Consider the following 17274-nt stretch of genomic DNA (forward strand, 5'->3'; position numbering starts at 1 on the left):
GGGTGAGGTGTGAGGTCGATGCCCTTAGCCCAAGCGCCCTGCCACAAAGGCCTCTAGCCGATCCATGCCCTCCAGAATGGTTTCCAGGTCGGTGGCATAGGACACCCGAATGGTGCCCTCCGCCCCAAAGGAGATCCCCGGAATGGCCGCTACATATTTTTCGTCGAGCAGGGCGGTGCAAAAGTCGAGGGAGGGAATGCCCAGCGCGCTGATATCGATATAGAGATAGAAAGCCCCCTCGGGCTCGCCGCAGCGTAGGCCATTGATGGTGCGGCATCGCTCAATGATGGCCTGCCGCCGCTCGGCAAAGGCGTGGCCCATGGTGGCAATGCAGTCTTGGGGGCCTTCGAGGGCGGCGATCGCCCCGTACTGAGCAAAGGTGCACACGTTCGACGTGCTGTGACTCTGCACCGTGGCCACTGCCTTGATCAGCTCCGCTGGCCCTGCCAGGTAGCCCACCCGCCAGCCGGTCATTGAGTAGGCTTTGGCGAACCCGTTGCTAATAATCGTGTGCTCAAAGGCCTCGGGCGACACGGCCCCAATGCTGAGGTGAGTCGCCCCGTCGTAGAGAATTTTTTCGTAGATTTCGTCTGACACCACCCAAATATCGGCCTCGACCACCACCGCCGCCAGGGCGGCAATTTCGGCGGGGGAATAGACCATCCCCGTGGGGTTAGAGGGGGAGTTGAGAATAAACAGCTTGGTTTGGGGGGTAATCGCTTGACGCAGCTGCTCAGGGGTGATGCGGTAGTTTTGCTCGGCGGTAGTCGGCACGATCACCGGCGTGCCCCCCGCTAGCTTCACCATCTCGGGGTAGCTCAGCCAGTAGGGGGCCGGAATAATCACCTCGTCACCGGGTTCGATCAGGGCCATCATCAGGCCGTAGAGCGAATGCTTGCCGCCGTTGGTGACGATGACGTTCTCGGGGCCGTAGCAGAGGGCGTTGTCCTGCTGAAGTTTTTGGGCGATCGCCTGGCGCAGAGCCGGTTCGCCCGCCGCCGGGCCGTAGCGCGTTTTGCCTGCATCGAGGGCGGCCTTAGCCGCTGCCTTGATGTGGTCAGGGGTGTCAAAGTCGGGTTCGCCAGCGCTAAAGCTGCACACCGGCAGGCCTTCGGCCTTCATGGCCTTGGCCCGGGCCGCAATGGCCAGGGTCATTGACGGGGTGACGCAGGTTACGCGGTTTGCCAGGGCTAATCGGGGCACGGCCAGACCTCAACGAACATGGCTATCGGCTTCCCCAGAACGGTGGTTCGTTGGGCCTCTAACCGGGACATAATTACATTCCCCATAGAGTAGATCGTTTGGTCGGTTCTGACCATTGCTGTCGAGGGTTTTTCCGCTGGGGCGATCGCTAAGCAAGGGGAGCATGACGACCGTTGCCGCTGCTTCCTGCCTTTAAAAAGCAGCGGCGGTTAACCCGTCTGCCAACCGCCCTAGCGGTTTTTAGGCCTAGTCTAGAGCCTCAAACTCGCCGCTCAAATGACTGTGGACGGCACGACAGACCGCCTGCTTTAGAACAAAGTCGTGCTAGAAACTACTAAATTTGAGAAATCCGCAGATTTACGCATAAAGATTTTCCTGACTGAGGCGGGACAGGTTTGTAACTAGGACTAGAAGCGCTAACAAGGCCACGTCCTATGCACCCTTCCTTACCCTGTTCTTTGATGACTCGTCTGGCCTGCGCCGCTAGCCTGGGCCTAGTTATGGCTACTGCTGTTCCTTTGGGCTCTACCACCGGGCTCGAAACTAGTTCTGGAGCTAGCCTGCGCGCCGTAGCTCGGACTGAGGACGATCGCGGCAGCGGTCGCCTTAGCCGGATGCCTGCGATCGCAGGCTGGCTCAGCTTTCGCGGCAGTGGTCGGGTTGACCCAACCCCTCCCCAGCCTTCCTTTAGCTTAGAGAACCCCGTTGCCTATCGCGGTAGTGGCCGCATCACTAAAGCTCGCACTACCTAGCTTTCTTGCCGACCTAGAGACTGCTAGGTGATGTGCTGGGTTTCTGTGAACCCTGCTCCACTGACTCGATGAATTTAACCTGGTAATGAGGGTCACTTTGGCAGGTTTTGAGTCACACTTAAACGTAATCAGGTGTAACTTCTCGGGCTGACGGCTCAGCCGTTGACCCTCGTCAAAGCTTCAAACAATTAAACATATTTATATTGCCTTTTTCATGGTGCATCGTTTTGCAGAGCATTTAAATTAAGCTGTATCTGCTATTTCTGACAATTTTTAGCGGTTTTGCCCCCTTAACAGCGTGGGCTGCGATACCGCCTGTCGTTCTGAGTTTCCCAAGTCCGATGGCCGAACCTCTTGTCTCTATGTCTCTGTCTGCCCTAGCGGTAGAAGACGAAGCCCTGATTCGCCGCCTCAGCCCCAGCGCCATCGATCAGATATTGCTATACATCGCCTTTAGCGCTATGCGCACCGGGGGACATCGCCACGGAGCCTTTCTAGACGCGGCGGCCACGGCGGCTAAATGTGCCATCTATATGACCTATCTAGAGCAGGGTGAAAACCTGCGTATGACAGGCCACTTGCACCACATTGAGCCCAAACGAGTCAAGGCTATTGTCGAAGAAATGCGCCAGGCTCTCACCGAGGGCAAACTGCTTAAAATGCTGGGTTCCCAAGAACCTCGCTATCTGATCCAATTTCCCTATATGTGGCTGCGGCGCTACCCCTGGCAGCCGGGGCAGTCGCGGGTCTCGGGCACCTCTCTAACCGGCGACGAAAAAGCGCTGTTGGAGAGCCGCCTGCCCAATCCCTGCCCCGATGCCCGGATTATCAACTCGTTTCAGTTTCTAGAGCTGATTGAAATTCTCCACGAAAAGTCGCAGGATGACCTGCCTGTAGCTCATCGTGTACCCCTGAGTGAGGCTTTGGCCGAGCACATTCGGCGGCGGCTGATCTATTCGGGTACCGTGGCGCGCATTGATGCCTCCTGGGGAGCTTCGTACTATGGGCTGGCCCGCTCTTCCTACGCCCCGGTCGATGACCAAGAGCGCATGTACGCCATGGTCGAAGATACAGCCCAGTATTTTCGCATGATGCGCGAGTGGGCCAACGGCATTCCTGGCACGATGCGGGTTTTAGAAGAGTTAGATATTCCCGCCGCCGCCCGCGACACCGCGCTCCAAGAGCTAGACGAAGTGATTCGCACCTGGGCCGATAAGCATCACCAGCCGGGCGGTGAACCCACTCTCTTGCAAATGGTGATTGGCCACCATATTAAGTAGTTTGTCCATCCAGTAGCCTGCTCGGCGATCGCAAGATTCTTGAGCACCAGGTGTAACCAGAAAGTGACCTAGTCCTTAACACTAGGTCGCTTTTTGGTTGTTTATTGGGTTAGACCGTACGTCGCCGCACCGCCCGGCCAAAGCTAGGTAACTCGACGGCGGAAATAGAGGTAATCTTTTTCTGCGATCGCAGCGGGTAGACCAGGGGTGACGGTGACGCCTTGGGGGCAGTCACTGCATAGCTGTAGCTAGGCAGGCTGGAAGCCGCTGGCTGGCTAGGGCTGGGGGCTGGGGCTGCGGGCTGCGGCGTTTGCACGGGTTCTGCAGATACAGTTGTGGCAGCGGGGCTAGACGCGGGAGCGGGCTGCGGCACCGCAGCCACCGGCTCTCCCCAGGGCGATGGCTCGGTAAAGAGAGACGCGGCCTCTGTCTCAGTGGTGGTTGTGGGTAGGTCAGCCGCCTCCAGCCAGGGGTCAAGGGCCACAGGGGCGGGGTTGGGGTCTGCTAAAGGCAATGGGGGCGCAGGAACCGTCGGCAGGGGATCTGGGGCGATCGCCGTGCTCGGCTCGGGCGACGGCAACCGCTCGGGCTGGGTTGCCGTGGGAGCGGGTACTGAGCTAGGCCCAGCGCTGCGCAGCCCCCGCAGTAGGTGGGTCAGGCTAGGATTGTCGGTAACGCTGCCCTGACTGGCTGACCAGGGCTGAATCTGCTGCGATCGCGGCATAGCCACTGGTTGGTTGGCTTCCTCAAGGACAGTAGGGCTTAGTAGCTGTCCTTGCACCGCAGTTGAGCTGGGAATGGCCGAGCCAGTGGCCGGAGCCATATTCAAACACTTTTCCAGGGCCGCTTTAAACTGGAGGGTGTAGCGCTGCTGCCGATGCAGCCGCGCCTTGAGATCGCGGCAGGTTTCTTCCGCCTGGTGTAGGGCGGTGTTTTTTTCACCGAAGCGCTGCTGCAAAAGGGTGCACTCTCGTTCGAGCTGGGCGACCCGCTGCTGGTTAGACTCCAGCTCAGCCTGGAGGGTTTCGTTGTGAATTGTGGTGCGGCGTAGGCCATCGTTAGCGATGTCAAGCTCGCTGAGCAGCTGGGCAATTTGCTGTTGTACGGGGCCGGGTGTGGCCCCTACCGGAAGACCGCCCAGTGGATGAGTGCGCTCGATCTCAGCCTGAAGGGCCACCTGCGATCGCTCCAAAGCTTCCTCGAGTTCAGTGACGCGCAGTAGAAGGGCATCATTACACTGGTTGAGATCTTGAATTAGCTGCACTAGATCTTCGGGAGCAGGCTCGGCAGGGGGCGCAGCTTCCGTTGAGCTATCGGCTGCGGTTGGTGAAAACAAACCATAGACCTCAGCCAGCTCTACGGCATGGTCTAAGGGCATTTGACCAGGAAAGGTGACCGCTTCCCATTCATTGCTAGCTGGGGGGAAGGGCTGGTCTAGAGCCTCCTCGGCGTTATAGAGCAAAGGGTTACTCTGGGGCTCTGGGGAAGCGCTTGAAGCCGTAGTGTCAGTCATAAGGTTGCCTGATCCTGGTCGCGTCGTCTCACATTCAACACTCAACCACTAGGGGGCTGTTGACCCCTAAGAGTAGCTAATTCTGCCAATTTATTCACTTTTTTATTGACTCTTCAATTACAACATGTCTTTTTATGACTTCAGTTTATCCTTTACCTTCGCTTTTTCTTTTATCCCTAGAGTTAGAGCTGGGTAAAAATGCTGCTGTGCTCTACCTAGGTGCACCGCTAAGGTTGTGTTCCCTCTGCTAGCGTCGACCTTTTGAGCATCTGCTAATGCCGACCTCTGTGTCTCCATCCCTTGCCCTGGCTACCCTCAGCTACGGCCCTGACTTCACCCGTTGCCAACTGCTAGTCGACAGTGTTGGTCAGCTTAGTCAGACCCCGATGCGCCACTACGTGATTGTCGATCAGCGAGATTATTCAATGTTTAAGTCGTTGGCTAACGCCAACACCGAAATTTTGACGGTTGAGTCGCTGCTGCCCCCCTGGATTCGTCGCTTTCCCCTGGTCAGCCGCGCCTGGTTGAGCTTAAAGACCCCGCCGATTCGCAACTGGGTGCTACAGCAGTTGGTCAAGCTAACCTTTGCCCGACGCGCCCCTGAGGCCGTCACGGTTTTTGTTGACTCTGATGTGGTGTTTGTTCGCCCCTTTGATCTGACAAACTTTGCCCAGCCCAACCAAACGCGGCTGTTTCGAGTGCCCGAGTTCTATAGCCCTGACTTTGAACCACTGTACGAGGCGGCCTACCGGCTGCTGGGGCTAGAGGGTTACCGCTACGGGGTCACGCGCCCCAACTATATTGGCAATTTGATTAGCTGGCGGCAGGCTAACGTGATCGCCCTGTGCGATCGCCTAGAGCAAGTGGGAGGTCGCCCTTGGCTAGAAACCTTGGCCCGAGCTAAAACTCTGTCGGAGTACATTCTCTACGGGGTATTTGTCGATCAGGTGCTGGGCGATGCGGCTGGTCACGTCTACGACTGGTCTCCCCTGTGTCACGAATACTGGCGGCCTTGCCCTCTAGATGACCATCAGCTAGCCGAGTTCTTTGCCGCTGTGCAGGCCCACCATGTTGCCGTGATGATCTCAGCGAAGGCGCAAATTGCTCCCGATCGCTACCGTCACCACCTGCAGCGCTACAGTACCGCACTCGCCACGCCTTGCTCTGACCAGCCGAATTTGCCCTCCAACCTCGCTCTGGATTTCCCCGTTTGACGCTCTGCTCAAGATTGGGCTAAAGCTTCCGGGAACTCTGCCCCCGCCTTTGATAGACATAGAGATAGAGGCGAAACATTGCTCTCTACTGCCGCGCTCGCCCCCAGACTCACCACCCAAATTGTCTACTATGAAGGGCGGGGGTAATGGGTAACACTGTCGTTTTGGGGTTCCATACCGTAAATAAATGATCAGATCAGGGTTTCGCACTGCACTTTTGGTGGTTGCCGCTGGCATCGCCCTAGCTGCCACCGTCACTAGCCAATCTACCGACTTGGCCACTGCTCCGCCCGCTGCGATCGAGGCAAATGACGCCGTGCCAAATCGTGACCCAGAAACTCTGCGCCTGCTCTACAGTCGCTCGGTGCTAACCCTCAACCCTCACCTAGCCAGTGGCTATCAAGACTTTGAGGCGGCCCGCATCGTCTACGAACCCCTAGCCAGCTACAACGAGGCAGGCGAGCTGGTGCCCTTTCTGGCCGACGAAATTCCGACTGCCGAGAACGGGGGCATAGCCGCCGATGGCACCTCTGTCACCTGGACGCTGCGCCCCGATATCACCTGGGCCGATGGCGAACCCTTCACCGCTGCCGATGTGGTGTTTACCTTCGAATTTATTCGCAATCCTGTGGTGGCGGCAGCAACCGCTCAATATTATGACGGTGTAAAAAGCGTAGAGGCGATCGACGACTACACCGTAAAAGTCACCTTTGCCACCCCTACCCCAGCCTGGTCGGTTCCGTTTACTGGCCAAACCGGGCTGATTTTGCCTCGCCATATCTTTGCAGAATTCAATGGCCCCACCGCCCGCGACGCACTGGCTAACCTCCAGCCCGTGGGCACCGGCCCCTACCAGGTGGTGGGGTTTGAGTCGGGCACCGTGGTGTACGAGCCCAATCCGAGCTACTGGGGCGGACGACCTGCCTTCAAGCGCGTAGAGCTGCTAGGCGGTCTCGCCCCCTATGCCGCCGCGCGCGAGGTATTGCAGGCTGGCACCGCCGACTTTGCCCACAACCTTCAGGTTGAAGCGGAGGCCCTTAGCGAGCTAGAAACCGACGCCAGTGGTCACGTCACTCACCTGTTTGGCTCCCAGGTAGAGCGCATCATGCTGAATTTTTCCAATCCCTTTGCCCGCACTGAGGATGGGGAGCGTTCTAGCCCCGAGATTCCGCACCCCTATTTCAGCGATGTGCGAGTGCGCCAGGCGCTTAACCTAGCTGTAGACCGCAACACCATTGCCAAGGAGCTTTACGGCACCTCTGGCAAACCAACCGCCCAACTGCTGGTGGCCCCTGCCAACTATCAATCGCCAGACATCAGTTATAGCTACAATCTGGCGCAGGCCAAGGCACTGCTCAATGAGGCGGGCTGGGTTGACAGCAACGGTGATGGCCTGCGTGAAAAAGATGGCGTTCCCCTAGAGGTGCTATTTCAGGCGGCGGTCAATCCTGTGCGTCAAAAGACCCAGGCCATTGTCAGCGACAGTCTGCAAGAGCTGGGGGTAGATGTGCAGATTGCGCGAGTGCGCATGGACGAATTTTTCTCAGGCAACCCGGAGGACACCGGCAGTCTCAACCATTTCTATGCCGACATGCAGGTGTACTCCATTGGCAACGAAAGCCCCGACCCCAGCATCTATATGGGTTGGTGGACCTGCGACAAAATTGCTTCCCAGGCCAACCAATGGCAGGAGCCCAACAACGCCCGCTACTGCAACCCGGAGTACGATCGCCTCTGGGAGGAAGCCCGCCAAGAACTCGACCCCGATCGCCGCGCCGCACTGTTTCAGCAGATGAATGAGCTGCTGGCCCAGGATGTCGCTGTTATTCCGGTGGTGCACCGGGCGATGACCAATGCGGTCAGCGATCGCCTCACCGGAGTCGAATTCACTCCCTGGGATGCCAGCACCTGGGCGATCGCTGACTGGAGCCCAAAGCCCGCGCAACCAGAGCAATAGCCTGAAGCGGGCGCGATCGCAGCGATCGATTTCTCCATGCTTCGATTGCGCGGTGATTGGAACTGATCGCGATCGAACTCGATGCCTTACCTTGGCCGTCAGACGACTAGACGAGCATAGATTGAAGCCAGCAAAGCTCAAGGTTTTATAGCGAATATGTGGTTTTCTGGCCGGGTCAAGGCAGAATGGTTAACTGTAACAAGCGACCGACCCTTCCTATGACCTCTGAACCCGCTGTCACCAGCTCCACGGTGTCTCCTCTGGCTGCGATCGCCCTTAAGGTAGCCGGTGCCATCGCCATTCTGTCAGCCCTGCTCGACTTTCTGATCTTGCTGATTCCGCCCAATCTCACCAATGTGCAGTGGCAGTTGGCCACTACCACTCAGCTTGTCGATCGCGGCATTGTCCCCCTGATAGGCATGGCTCTGCTGCTGACCGGGTTTTGGCTCGACAGTTCTGTGGGTAAGGGGGGGCAGCGCAAGAATCTGACCACCGATCTACGGTTTTGGGTCTGTGCTTTGGCTAGCGTGCTAGGTTTGGTCTACTTGTTGCTGATACTACTGCACCTCAACGCCGTGCGCCTCTCCAGTCAGGCGGCTCTAGCCCAGGTCAGCACCGAAGCTGGCGAAGCTGCAACTCAGCTGCAACAACGGCTATCTACCGAACTTAGCCAGCAACAGACCCAGCTAGGGGCGCTGTTCGAAAACGACGAACTTTTATCCCAAGCGATTCAAAGCGGCCAGCTGCCTGCCGATATTGAGCAGTACCGCAACGATCCAGAGGGGCTCACCCAGTTCTTGCAGCAGCGGGCCGACCAAGCCCAGCAGCAAATTGAGACCGAAATCGGCACCCGCCGGGCGGAAGCCGAGCAGCGCGTTAGGGTTGAGGCCTGGCGCTCTGGCATTCGCGTCTCAGTGATTAGCCTGCTCCTAGCTGCTGGCTACTCCATCATTGGCTGGCTGGGGTTACGACGGCTGCTATCGCTGACTCGGGCTGCCTAGCCTAGGGCCTTCATCATCGCCCGCTGAGCTACGGTCTGGTAAATCTCCTTGAGGTGGCCCATCACTGCGGGCGCATCCTCAGGGGGAAGCGGTATTTTACCTAGCACATCTAGAACCGTCGTTTCGGCAGGGGTAATCACCACCAGCTCTGAGTCTAGGGGTTCCGCATAGGCCCAAAAATTCTGGAGATCAATTTGACTAGTGGCCTTCCCAGTCTCTGGCTGAGTGCCCAATTCTGAATCAGGGGTGAGTACTTCGGTAGACGTAGCGGTACTCTGCCGTCGCTGCCGTAGCGCGTCTAAAATACTGTCGCGACTGCGACCCCTCAGTTGAAACAGCACAAACGGGTCCTCGCGAAAAAAGTCTCCTAGCTGGTAATACACCGCTGCAATGTGCTTGCAAGGATTTTTAGGATCAGGGCAACTGCACTTAGAATGCACCTCTGACAGGTTAAATGGGTAGAGGCTGAGGCCGTTGGCGGTAAAAACAGCCTCAATTTCAGCCGGCATTTCCCCCGCCAGCAGCTGAGCAGAATAAATTGCCTGCTCCGAAAGTGAATCAATGACGTAGTTCCAGTCTTCGTCAGTAAACGCGTCGAGCCAGATCGAAAGCTTATAAGGTTCTTCAGCGGTGCCTTGCACCAGGGCCGTGACCTTGGACCCCTTGTACTCCAGGCTGAGAATGTGGCCTTCTCGAGCGTAGATGCGTCCCCGCTCTAGGCGCTTCTTGAAGCGGTAGGTGTTCAACAACTCCACCCAGCGCTGTACCCACCAGGCTTCGTCTTCTAAAGCGTAGGCAGAGCTTGAAGCAGACGCGTAGGCAGTCATAACAGGGCAGCATAATGGGTTATCTGTTCATCTTAAGGCCAGTCGAGCTAGCCTCGCAGACTTAACCCAACAACCTACTGTGAGAGAGTAGGTTGTTGGGGATGTTCTGCTGCTGGAACCCCAAAACCTCAGGTCTTGTGCCCCAGAGTTCACTGATTTGTGGAATAGCTGCCATCGTTAAAGCCATGCCTATCGCTCTAAGTTTCTAGAGCGATAGACATGACAGCTACGCATTAGCGACCGATGCCAAAGTACTGAAACCCAGCTCGTACCATGGCCTCACGGTCGAGGAAGTTGCGGCCATCAATGACGATGGGGCTGTTCATTCGCTGGGCCATGGCGGCGTAGTCGAGCTGTTTGAACTGTTGCCAGTCGGTGACTAAGACTAGGGCATCGCAGTGATCGGCTAGATGCGAAGCGTCAGTCTCAACGATGACACCCGTCAGCCCATGGCGCAGCCCGCTCTGGGAAACAATGGGGTCATAGGCTTTGACTTTGGCGCCTAGGCGATTGAGCTGCTCAATCAAAATCAACGCTGGCGCATCGCGCATGTCATCGGTATCAGGCTTGAACGTGAGCCCCAGCAGGCCGACGGTTTTTCCCTTGAGAATCTTGAGCACTTGCTGAAGTTTTTCGAGGGTGATTTGACGCTGGCGGTTGTTAACCTCCACAGCGGCTTTGAGTAGCTGAGCCTCATAGCCGTAGTCATCAGCGGTGTGGATCAGGGCTGATACATCTTTGGGAAAGCACGACCCGCCCCAGCCAATGCCCGCCTGCAAAAACTTTTTGCCGATGCGAGAATCTAGACCAATGCCCTGAGCGACTTGGGTCACGTCGGCCCCAACGCGATCGCAGATATTGGCGACTTCATTAATAAAGCTAATTTTGGTCGCCAAAAAAGCATTAGAGGCATATTTGACCATTTCAGCCGAACTGATGTCAGTCACCAGCACAGGCACCGGTTCGGCACTGGGGTCTTCGGCAAAGCGCCGTTCTATGATCGGAGTGTAGAGCTCTTTCATCACGGCGATCGCCCGAGGGCTGTTGCTGCCCAGCACGATGCGATCGGGGTTGAAGGTGTCGTATACCGCCGAGCCCTCGCGCAAAAACTCTGGGTTGCTAACGACATCGAAGTCGGCGGTGACCTCAGGGTGGGTTGTCTCAGGAATACCCCCCGCAGGCACGGATACCGGCTGGCGCTCGGCTACGCCATCCAACACAATCATGCGTACCCAGTCGCCCGAACCAATAGGTACCGTAGATTTGTTCACAATCACCTTGTAGCCGCCGTTGAGGTGAGTGCCAATGCCCCGAGCTACTGCCTCCACATAACGGGTATCACTCTCTCCCGTAGGCAGTGCTGGGGTGCCCACCGCGATAAATAGAATGTCGCCGTGCTCGACGCCAGCTTTTAGATCAGTGGAAAATTGGAGATGGCCTGCCGCCATTGACGACTTCATAATCTCAGCCAGCCCTGGCTCAAAAATGGGCGACTGCCCCGACTGCATGAGCTTAACCTTTTCCTCGTTGACATCAATACACACTACGTCGTGGCCAACATTAGCCAAGCACACCCCGGTAACCAGGCCTACATAACCAGTACCAATTACACATACCCGCATAAAAAATATCCCTTACTTTATGAACACTCGATAACCGTTAAGCTCTCAGCTTAATGCTCTTGACTTGACGAACCCGAGGCCACAGCTAGACTATGGCCTCCTAACTGTGGCCTAACCTGCAAAGGCTAGTTGGTCACAGAGTGCAGTGTCGGTGATACAACCGCAGTTGTTCCTGATGGGCTCTGACGACTGCGAAAATCGTCGATGGTGAGCTTGAGTCCCTCCTGAAGAGGCACCGTAGGACTCCAGTCGAGGAACGTTTGAGCCCGAGTGATATCCGGCTTGCGGCGCTGAGGGTCATCCTGGGGCAGGGGTTTGTAAATCAAATCAGCGTCTGGGTTCACCATAGCCTGGATGGTTTGAGCTAGCTGTAAAATGGTGTACTCATCGGGGTTGCCCAAATTGACTGGGCCAATGTAATCGCCATTCATCAGCCGCATCAAGCCGTTCACCAAATCAGACACATAGCAAAAACTCCGCGTTTGCGAACCGCTACCGTACACAGTCAGCGGAATACCCTGTAGGGCCTGAACGACGAAATTGCTGACTACACGGCCATCGTTTTCAAGCATGCGAGGCCCATAGGTATTAAAAATTCGGGCCACTCGAATATCGACGTTGTTTTGACGGTGGTAGTCAAAGGACAGGGTTTCAGCGACGCGCTTGCCCTCGTCGTAGCAGCTGCGAATGCCAATGGGGTTGACGTTGCCCCGGTAGTCTTCGGTTTGAGGATGTACTTCAGGGTCGCCATACACCTCGGAGGTCGAGGCTAGCAGAAAGCGAGCTTTAACTCGCTTAGCTAAGCCCAGCATATTTAGGGTGCCCATGACGTTGGTTTTGATGGTTTTGACCGGGTTGTACTGGTAATGCACCGGAGAGGCAGGGCAGGCCAGATGATAAATTTGGTCAACCTCAAGCCGAATCGGCTCAGTTACGTCGTGGCGAATGACCTCGAAGTAGGGGTGATCGAGCCAGTGCAGTAGATTGTGCCGGTGACCCGTATAGAAATTATCTAGACAGATGACTTCGTGACCCTCGGTCATCAAACGGTCAATTAAGTGGGAGCCGATAAACCCAGCTCCGCCGGTTACGAGAATTCTCATGGGCAATTAACCAGAGAGAGATTTTATAAACTAGGGGGTGTAGCTTGCATCTACCCTTACTTTTCCCAGGGTAAAGTATCCGGATATCAAAACCCCATTGCTCTAATTTTGATTAGTTTGCTAATGCTTTATAAAGTTTTTTATTTTAAACGGCTGTCTCTAACTCAGGTTGAGCAAGCTGTGCGCTCATTTGAATAACTCTATGTCTAGTGATGCTCTTTGCTATTTGTTTGTTTATGGCACCCTCAAACCTGGTGAAAGAGCGTTTGCCAGCCTTTGTGAACCCTTTGCGATCGCAGCCCAACCGGCGCAGACAATAGGACGGCTCTACCATCTATCCCTAGGCTACCCAGCTATGACCACAGAACCTGGTTGGGTACAAGGGGTTTTGCTAACGTTGGGCAACACGGATGCTCTGGTGGCCATAGATGCTTTTGAAGAATATTACTCCGATCGCCCCCAGAGTAGTGAGTATCAGCGCAGCTTGCAAACAATTTATGACTTGAACCAGTGCCGATTGGAGAGAGCCTGGGTCTACACCATGAGCCTAGAACAGGTGAATAGCTCCGGAGGACTGTGGTTACCCCAGGGCTACTGGACAGAGGCCTTGATTTTGTGAATGTCTCAAAATAAAAGGCTCTGCCAATAATATGGCAGAGCCTTGACGCTAGTTAAAACTAGCTAAGTTGTGACTAAGTTATGAGAACTTAGAAACGGAAGGTGGCGCGCAGAGCACCCCAGAGACCGATCTCGTCATCAGCAGCAGCGGAATTGAGGTCGCCGTAGATGACAGCAGGGGTGATGGTCAAGAACTGGTTGAAGGGAATCTCATAATAGCCTTCAACAATAAAGGGGTTATTAGCGGTATTAACTACCTGGGGCAATTGGCCGCCATAAACACCTAGTTGAGCACCCTCAGCCAGGAAATTGTTTACGCCTACACCAGCAGTCCAACTAAAGTCGTTGCCGCCGTTGAAGGAAGTGTAGGCACCATGACCAGCAACGAAGAAACCGCCGAAGTCAAGGTTCAACAGACCGGCGAAGGTATCAGTACCGCCACGAGGAGCAGCTATGCCTGTACCGTTAAGCGCAAAGGAATCAGACCGGTCATTGTGCAGGTAGGCAATACCAGCATCTAGGAAGCCGTCGCTCAGGAAGCTAAGCTGAGCGATGTAGCTCTGCGTGCTGGCGCCGTCGCCCGAGAAAATACCAGATGCAGGATTAAAAGCAGATTGACCGCCAGCAGTATAGCCCGCATCCAAAACGATATTGTCGGTGAGAGCAAAGCTCAGACCAACACCAGCGCCGTTGGTGCCACCGCCACCAACGTCGTAGAACCGAGGACCGCCGGCATCAGCAACGGAAGGACCGTCAAAGGGCACGATAGTGCTGGTAACCCAATCATCGCCAGCCAAGCCACGGGCAGAAGCGGTTACGGTCAAACGGCTACCAACAGGGAACTGGTAGTAGAAGTCGTCAATGCCCACGTTGTAGTCAGGACCGCTGTTGCCAGCGTTGGCCAAACCACCCAGGAATGGTTCGGAAACCGCGTTGCCATTGCCTGACTGAAGGCGGATGCGCAAACGGTCGTTGCCCGTAAAGCTGGAGTCAAAGTTCAAGCGAGCCCGAGCAGCAACGCTGGTGCTTGATTCCCCAGTTACGATATCAATGGGGGTAGTCAGATGCATGTCAGCCTGACCAACCAGCTTGGTGGTGGTGGAGAACTGCTGAGCGCGCAGGGTAGCGGTTTCAGCTTCGAGAGCATCGACGCGACCGCGTAGGGTAGCCAGTTCAGCCTGGAACTCTTCTTGCAGACGACGGATGGTAGCGAGGTCTTCGGGGTTGATGCCGGACTGGGCGATCAGGGTGGCGATCACGTCTAGGCAGGAGTTGAGACCGGCAGCGAACTCGAAGCGAGTCAGGCTGCGCTGACCACGGAAGGTGCGGTCGGGGTAGCCCTGAATACAACCGTAGTTCTCAACTAGACTTTGTAGTGCCTGGAAGGCCCAGTCGGAGGGCAGCACATCGGTAAGTTCTGAAACGCTGGTGATTTGAGCCAGTTGAACAGAGTCTTGGTCGAAGTCGCTGACCAGGGGGGTAGCGGCTTCAGCGGCGATCGCGGAACCAGAGACGGCCACAGCTGCACCTAGGGCAGCGGGCACAGCCAGCAAAGATTGCCAAAATAACTTAGCCATTCGATATTCTCCTCACACCTTAATTAAGGCTTATTGTGTACCTACCAGCAGGTTTGGCAAAAGCCATCCCTATCTATAAGGTGCTTGCCTAGGCCATGAACAGGCCAAGGTAGCTTAACCTTAACGTACATCCAAAACCAACAATAGCAGATATACTCTGTGTCGGCTAGATAAGTTTTGGCCAGAATGACCGAGATTAACTTACCAACACAGAGACGTTAGCTGCTGCTCTAAGGTTCCCAAACCATAGAGCGAATAAACCCCTGTAAAGAGAGTGGGGAGAGAATTTTCATCAGTGGGCAATGCTCGGCTAGCAACAAACCCTTGGAACCTGGTAACTAGATGAAATTAAAGGGCTCTGGGGATATGTTAAAAACCCCAGAGCCCAAGCTGCTTTAGAACGTGAAGGTAGCGCGTAGAGCACCCCAGAAACCGGTGTTATCGGTTTGGGTGCTCAACTTGGCATCGCCGTAGATCAGCGCAGGAGTGATGGTCAAGAACTGGTTAAAGGGAATTCGGTAATAGCCTTCAACGATGAAGGGGTTGTTGGTGTTGTTGGCCAACTGGGGCAGTTGGCCAGCGTATACACCCAATTGGGTGCCCTCAGCCAAGAAATCGTTGAAGCCAACCCCGGCGTTCCAGCTAAAGTCGTTTCCGCCATTAAAGCTTTGGTAAGCGCCGTGTCCAGCAATAAAGAACCCGCCAAAGTCCAGGTTTAGTAGGCCAGCAAAGGTATCAACACCACCCCGAGGGGCAGCTAAGCCCGTGCTATTGAGCGCAAAGATTTCCGACCGATCATTGTGAAGGTAGGCTACCGCAGCGTTAAAGAATCCATCGGTGAGGAAGTTGAGTTGAGCGATGTAGCTCTGGTTGCGCGCCCCAAAAACACCGACAGCGGGATCAAAAGCATCGGGGCCGCCAGCGGTGTAGCCTAAGTCAAGGGCAATGTTGTCAGTAAAGTTGACGTTTACACCCAGACCTGCACCATTGGAGCTGCTCCCACCACTTTGGTAGAACTGAGGACCACCGGCGTCGGCCACAGCGGGGCCATCGAAGGGCACGATGGTGCTGGTTACCCAGTCATCGCCTTGAAGACCTCGAGCGGACGCGGTCACAGTGATGCGGTTACCCAACGGGAAGCGGTAGTAGAAGTCGTCAACGCCCACGTTGTAGTCAGCACCGCTGGTGCTAGCGTTGGCTAGACCCCGTAGTTGGGGCTGAATGGCGTTGCCGTTGCCGGACTGCAGGCGAATGCGCAGGCGATCGCGCCCCGTAAAGCTAGAGTCGAAGTTTAAACGCGCCCGAGCGGCAACGCTGGTGCTGGTTTGACCCGGAATGGTATCGAAGGGCGTGACTAGGTGGAAGTCGGCCTGACCCCGAAGCTTAGTGGTAGTAGAGAACTGCTGAGCGCGGAGGGTAGCGGTTTCAGCTTCGAGAGCATCGACGCGACCGCGCAGGGTAGCCAGTTCAGCCTGGAACTCTTCTTGCAGGCGACGAATAGTAGCGAGGTCTTCAGGGTTGATGCCGGACTGGGCGATCAGGGTGGCGATCACGTCTAGGCAAGAGTTGAGACCAGCAGCGAACTCGAAGCGAGTCAAGCTGCGCTGACCACGGAAGGTGCGATCGGGGTAGCCCTGAATACAACCGTAGTTTTCAACCAGGCTTTGTAGCGCCTGGAAGGCCCAGTCGGAGGGCAGCACATCGGTCAGTTCTGAAACGCTGGTGATTTGAGCCAGTTGAACAGAGTCTTGGTCGAAGTCGCTGACCAGGGGGGTAGCGGCTTCAGCGGCGATCGCGGAACCAGAGACGGCCACAGCTGCACCTAGGGCAGCGGGCACAGCTAGCAAAGATTGCCAAAATAACTTAGTCATTCAGTCTTTTCTCCTCACACCGTTAAGCATATGCAAAAGCGGATCTGTTACAAATGCAACATGATCCCCGGACTATTTAACGTTATGTTCGGGATAAACAAAATATACGGCGATACAAAATCGAAGAAATTTGACGCGGGCGTCCGTTCATCACGCGCAAGTGACCTGAGCCTGTTTAGGGCCGCTTTAGGAGAAATAATCTGAGGTTTTGGGTTGATTTAGGACAAATTGATCGGTAGAGGGGGGCGATCGCAGCGTTTACCAGCGGTAAACTGGCTTTGCTGAAGAAGATTTAGCCTAGAACAAGGCGACGGATGCGCGATCGGGCGGTATCAACTAAAACGAAAAAGAGGATCCACGTACTTAGTTAGCTAAGTGCGTGGATCCTCTCTTCGAAGGTGCGATTGAGACACTATACCTGAGCACTGATCCGAGCTAGCCTAGGTTAGAAATAACCTGGGCCAGGGCAAAGTCTTTTTCGGTCAGCCCTCCGGCATCATGGGTGGAGAGGCTGATGACCACGCGATTGTAGGAAATTTCTAGGTCGGGGTGGTGCCCAGCCGACTCGGCGGGTTCAACTAATTGGTTGACGAAGGCAACAGCCGCCACAAAGTCTTTGAAGGTGCGGGTACAGGTGATGGTCTTGCCGCTGAGGCTCCAGTCGGGGAGTCCGCTGAGCTTGGTTTGAATGTCGCGATCGCTAAGCACTGTAGCCACGGTGATGAACCAGATAAAT

General features: G+C 55.6%; 14 protein-coding genes. 6 read left to right on the forward strand and 8 right to left on the reverse strand.

Translation table 11 applies throughout. From position 1 onward, the window contains the following. Positions 1–24 precede the first annotated feature (24 nt). Positions 25–1155, reverse strand: coding sequence for a pyridoxal phosphate-dependent aminotransferase (locus H6G07_RS20635; RefSeq protein ID WP_171973073.1), 1131 nt, complete (start codon positions 1153–1155; stop codon positions 25–27). 509 nt (positions 1156–1664) lie between these two features. On the opposite strand from H6G07_RS20635, the gene H6G07_RS20640 reads away from it, so the two are divergent. Then, positions 1665–1955, forward strand: coding sequence for a hypothetical protein (locus H6G07_RS20640; protein ID WP_073610217.1), 291 nt, complete (start codon positions 1665–1667; stop codon positions 1953–1955). A 341-nt stretch (positions 1956–2296) separates the two neighbouring features. Next, positions 2297–3235, forward strand: coding sequence for a heterocyst differentiation master regulator HetR (gene hetR, locus H6G07_RS20645; protein WP_242026909.1), 939 nt, complete (start codon positions 2297–2299; stop codon positions 3233–3235). Positions 3236–3344: 109 nt separating this feature from the next. On the opposite strand, the gene H6G07_RS20650 is transcribed toward hetR, so the two are convergent. Then, the gene (locus H6G07_RS20650; RefSeq protein WP_139297140.1) at positions 3345–4748 is read right to left on the reverse strand and encodes a hypothetical protein; all 1404 of its coding nucleotides are present in this window, start codon (positions 4746–4748) and stop codon (positions 3345–3347) included. A gap of 275 nt (positions 4749–5023) precedes the next feature. Here H6G07_RS20650 and H6G07_RS26525 point away from each other — a divergent pair, with 275 nt between their 5' ends. The 3 genes from H6G07_RS26525 to hpsJ-B all read left to right on the forward strand — a co-directional run bounded on the left by H6G07_RS26525 (position 5024) and on the right by hpsJ-B (position 8920). Beyond that, complete coding sequence (locus H6G07_RS26525; RefSeq protein WP_073610214.1) at positions 5024–5962, forward strand: DUF6492 family protein; 939 nt, start codon at positions 5024–5026, stop codon at positions 5960–5962. Positions 5963–6149: 187 nt separating this feature from the next. After that, complete coding sequence (locus H6G07_RS20660) at positions 6150–7919, forward strand: peptide ABC transporter substrate-binding protein (protein WP_073610213.1); 1770 nt, start codon at positions 6150–6152, stop codon at positions 7917–7919. Positions 7920–8137: 218 nt separating this feature from the next. Next, on the forward strand, positions 8138–8920 hold the full coding sequence (gene hpsJ-B, locus H6G07_RS20665) for a hormogonium polysaccharide biosynthesis protein HpsJ (protein WP_073610212.1): 783 nt from the start codon (positions 8138–8140) through the stop codon (positions 8918–8920). Here hpsJ-B and H6G07_RS20670 read toward each other — a convergent pair. The 3 genes from H6G07_RS20670 to H6G07_RS20680 form a co-directional block, all read right to left on the reverse strand. Next, the gene (locus H6G07_RS20670; protein ID WP_073610211.1) at positions 8917–9747 is read right to left on the reverse strand and encodes an SWIM zinc finger family protein; all 831 of its coding nucleotides are present in this window, start codon (positions 9745–9747) and stop codon (positions 8917–8919) included. The two genes, hpsJ-B and H6G07_RS20670, sit on opposite strands and share 4 nt — an antisense overlap. A 233-nt stretch (positions 9748–9980) precedes the next feature. After that, positions 9981–11369 (reverse strand): UDP-glucose dehydrogenase family protein, encoded by a 1389-nt coding sequence (locus H6G07_RS20675; RefSeq protein ID WP_073610210.1) that lies wholly within the window; start codon positions 11367–11369, stop codon positions 9981–9983. A 125-nt stretch (positions 11370–11494) separates the two neighbouring features. Beyond that, positions 11495–12472, reverse strand: coding sequence for a UDP-glucuronic acid decarboxylase family protein (locus H6G07_RS20680; protein ID WP_073610209.1), 978 nt, complete (start codon positions 12470–12472; stop codon positions 11495–11497). A gap of 202 nt (positions 12473–12674) precedes the next feature. Between H6G07_RS20680 and H6G07_RS20685 the strand changes: the two genes are divergently transcribed. After that, positions 12675–13091, forward strand: a complete 417-nt coding sequence (locus H6G07_RS20685) for a gamma-glutamylcyclotransferase family protein (RefSeq protein ID WP_073610208.1) — start codon at positions 12675–12677, stop codon at positions 13089–13091. Positions 13092–13179: 88 nt separating this feature from the next. Here the strand turns inward: H6G07_RS20685 and H6G07_RS20690 are convergent, their stop codons facing one another. The 3 genes from H6G07_RS20690 to H6G07_RS20700 all read right to left on the reverse strand — a co-directional run bounded on the left by H6G07_RS20690 (position 13180) and on the right by H6G07_RS20700 (position 17255). Beyond that, positions 13180–14667 carry an iron uptake porin gene (locus tag H6G07_RS20690; protein WP_073610207.1) on the reverse strand — a complete coding sequence of 496 codons (1488 nt, stop codon included), beginning with the start codon at positions 14665–14667 and terminating at the stop codon, positions 13180–13182. Between the two features lie 395 nt (positions 14668–15062). After that, positions 15063–16538, reverse strand: coding sequence for an iron uptake porin (locus H6G07_RS20695; RefSeq protein ID WP_073610206.1), 1476 nt, complete (start codon positions 16536–16538; stop codon positions 15063–15065). 435 nt (positions 16539–16973) lie between these two features. Beyond that, positions 16974–17255 carry a 4a-hydroxytetrahydrobiopterin dehydratase gene (locus tag H6G07_RS20700; RefSeq protein WP_073610205.1) on the reverse strand — a complete coding sequence of 94 codons (282 nt, stop codon included), beginning with the start codon at positions 17253–17255 and terminating at the stop codon, positions 16974–16976. Between the last annotated feature and the right edge of the window lie 19 nt (positions 17256–17274).

Source organism: Phormidium tenue FACHB-1052 (assembly GCF_014696675.1).
GTDB classification, from domain to species: Bacteria; Cyanobacteriota; Cyanobacteriia; order Phormidesmidales; family Phormidesmidaceae; genus Nodosilinea; species Nodosilinea tenuis_A.

What these genes read in the sequence shown, in the direction of transcription:
- H6G07_RS20635 (WP_171973073.1), bottom strand. Translation starts at nt 1,155, where the DNA reads ATGACCCTGGCCATTGCGGCCCGGGCCAAGGCCATGAAGGCCGAAGGC.
- H6G07_RS20640 (WP_073610217.1), top strand. Translation starts at nt 1,665, where the DNA reads ATGACTCGTCTGGCCTGCGCCGCTAGCCTGGGCCTAGTTATGGCTACT.
- hetR (WP_242026909.1), top strand. Translation starts at nt 2,297, where the DNA reads ATGGCCGAACCTCTTGTCTCTATGTCTCTGTCTGCCCTAGCGGTAGAA.
- H6G07_RS20650 (WP_139297140.1), bottom strand. Translation starts at nt 4,748, where the DNA reads ATGACTGACACTACGGCTTCAAGCGCTTCCCCAGAGCCCCAGAGTAAC.
- H6G07_RS26525 (WP_073610214.1), top strand. Translation starts at nt 5,024, where the DNA reads ATGCCGACCTCTGTGTCTCCATCCCTTGCCCTGGCTACCCTCAGCTAC.
- H6G07_RS20660 (WP_073610213.1), top strand. Translation starts at nt 6,150, where the DNA reads ATGATCAGATCAGGGTTTCGCACTGCACTTTTGGTGGTTGCCGCTGGC.
- hpsJ-B (WP_073610212.1), top strand. Translation starts at nt 8,138, where the DNA reads ATGACCTCTGAACCCGCTGTCACCAGCTCCACGGTGTCTCCTCTGGCT.
- H6G07_RS20670 (WP_073610211.1), bottom strand. Translation starts at nt 9,747, where the DNA reads ATGACTGCCTACGCGTCTGCTTCAAGCTCTGCCTACGCTTTAGAAGAC.
- H6G07_RS20675 (WP_073610210.1), bottom strand. Translation starts at nt 11,369, where the DNA reads ATGCGGGTATGTGTAATTGGTACTGGTTATGTAGGCCTGGTTACCGGG.
- H6G07_RS20680 (WP_073610209.1), bottom strand. Translation starts at nt 12,472, where the DNA reads ATGAGAATTCTCGTAACCGGCGGAGCTGGGTTTATCGGCTCCCACTTA.
- H6G07_RS20685 (WP_073610208.1), top strand. Translation starts at nt 12,675, where the DNA reads ATGTCTAGTGATGCTCTTTGCTATTTGTTTGTTTATGGCACCCTCAAA.
- H6G07_RS20690 (WP_073610207.1), bottom strand. Translation starts at nt 14,667, where the DNA reads ATGGCTAAGTTATTTTGGCAATCTTTGCTGGCTGTGCCCGCTGCCCTA.
- H6G07_RS20695 (WP_073610206.1), bottom strand. Translation starts at nt 16,538, where the DNA reads ATGACTAAGTTATTTTGGCAATCTTTGCTAGCTGTGCCCGCTGCCCTA.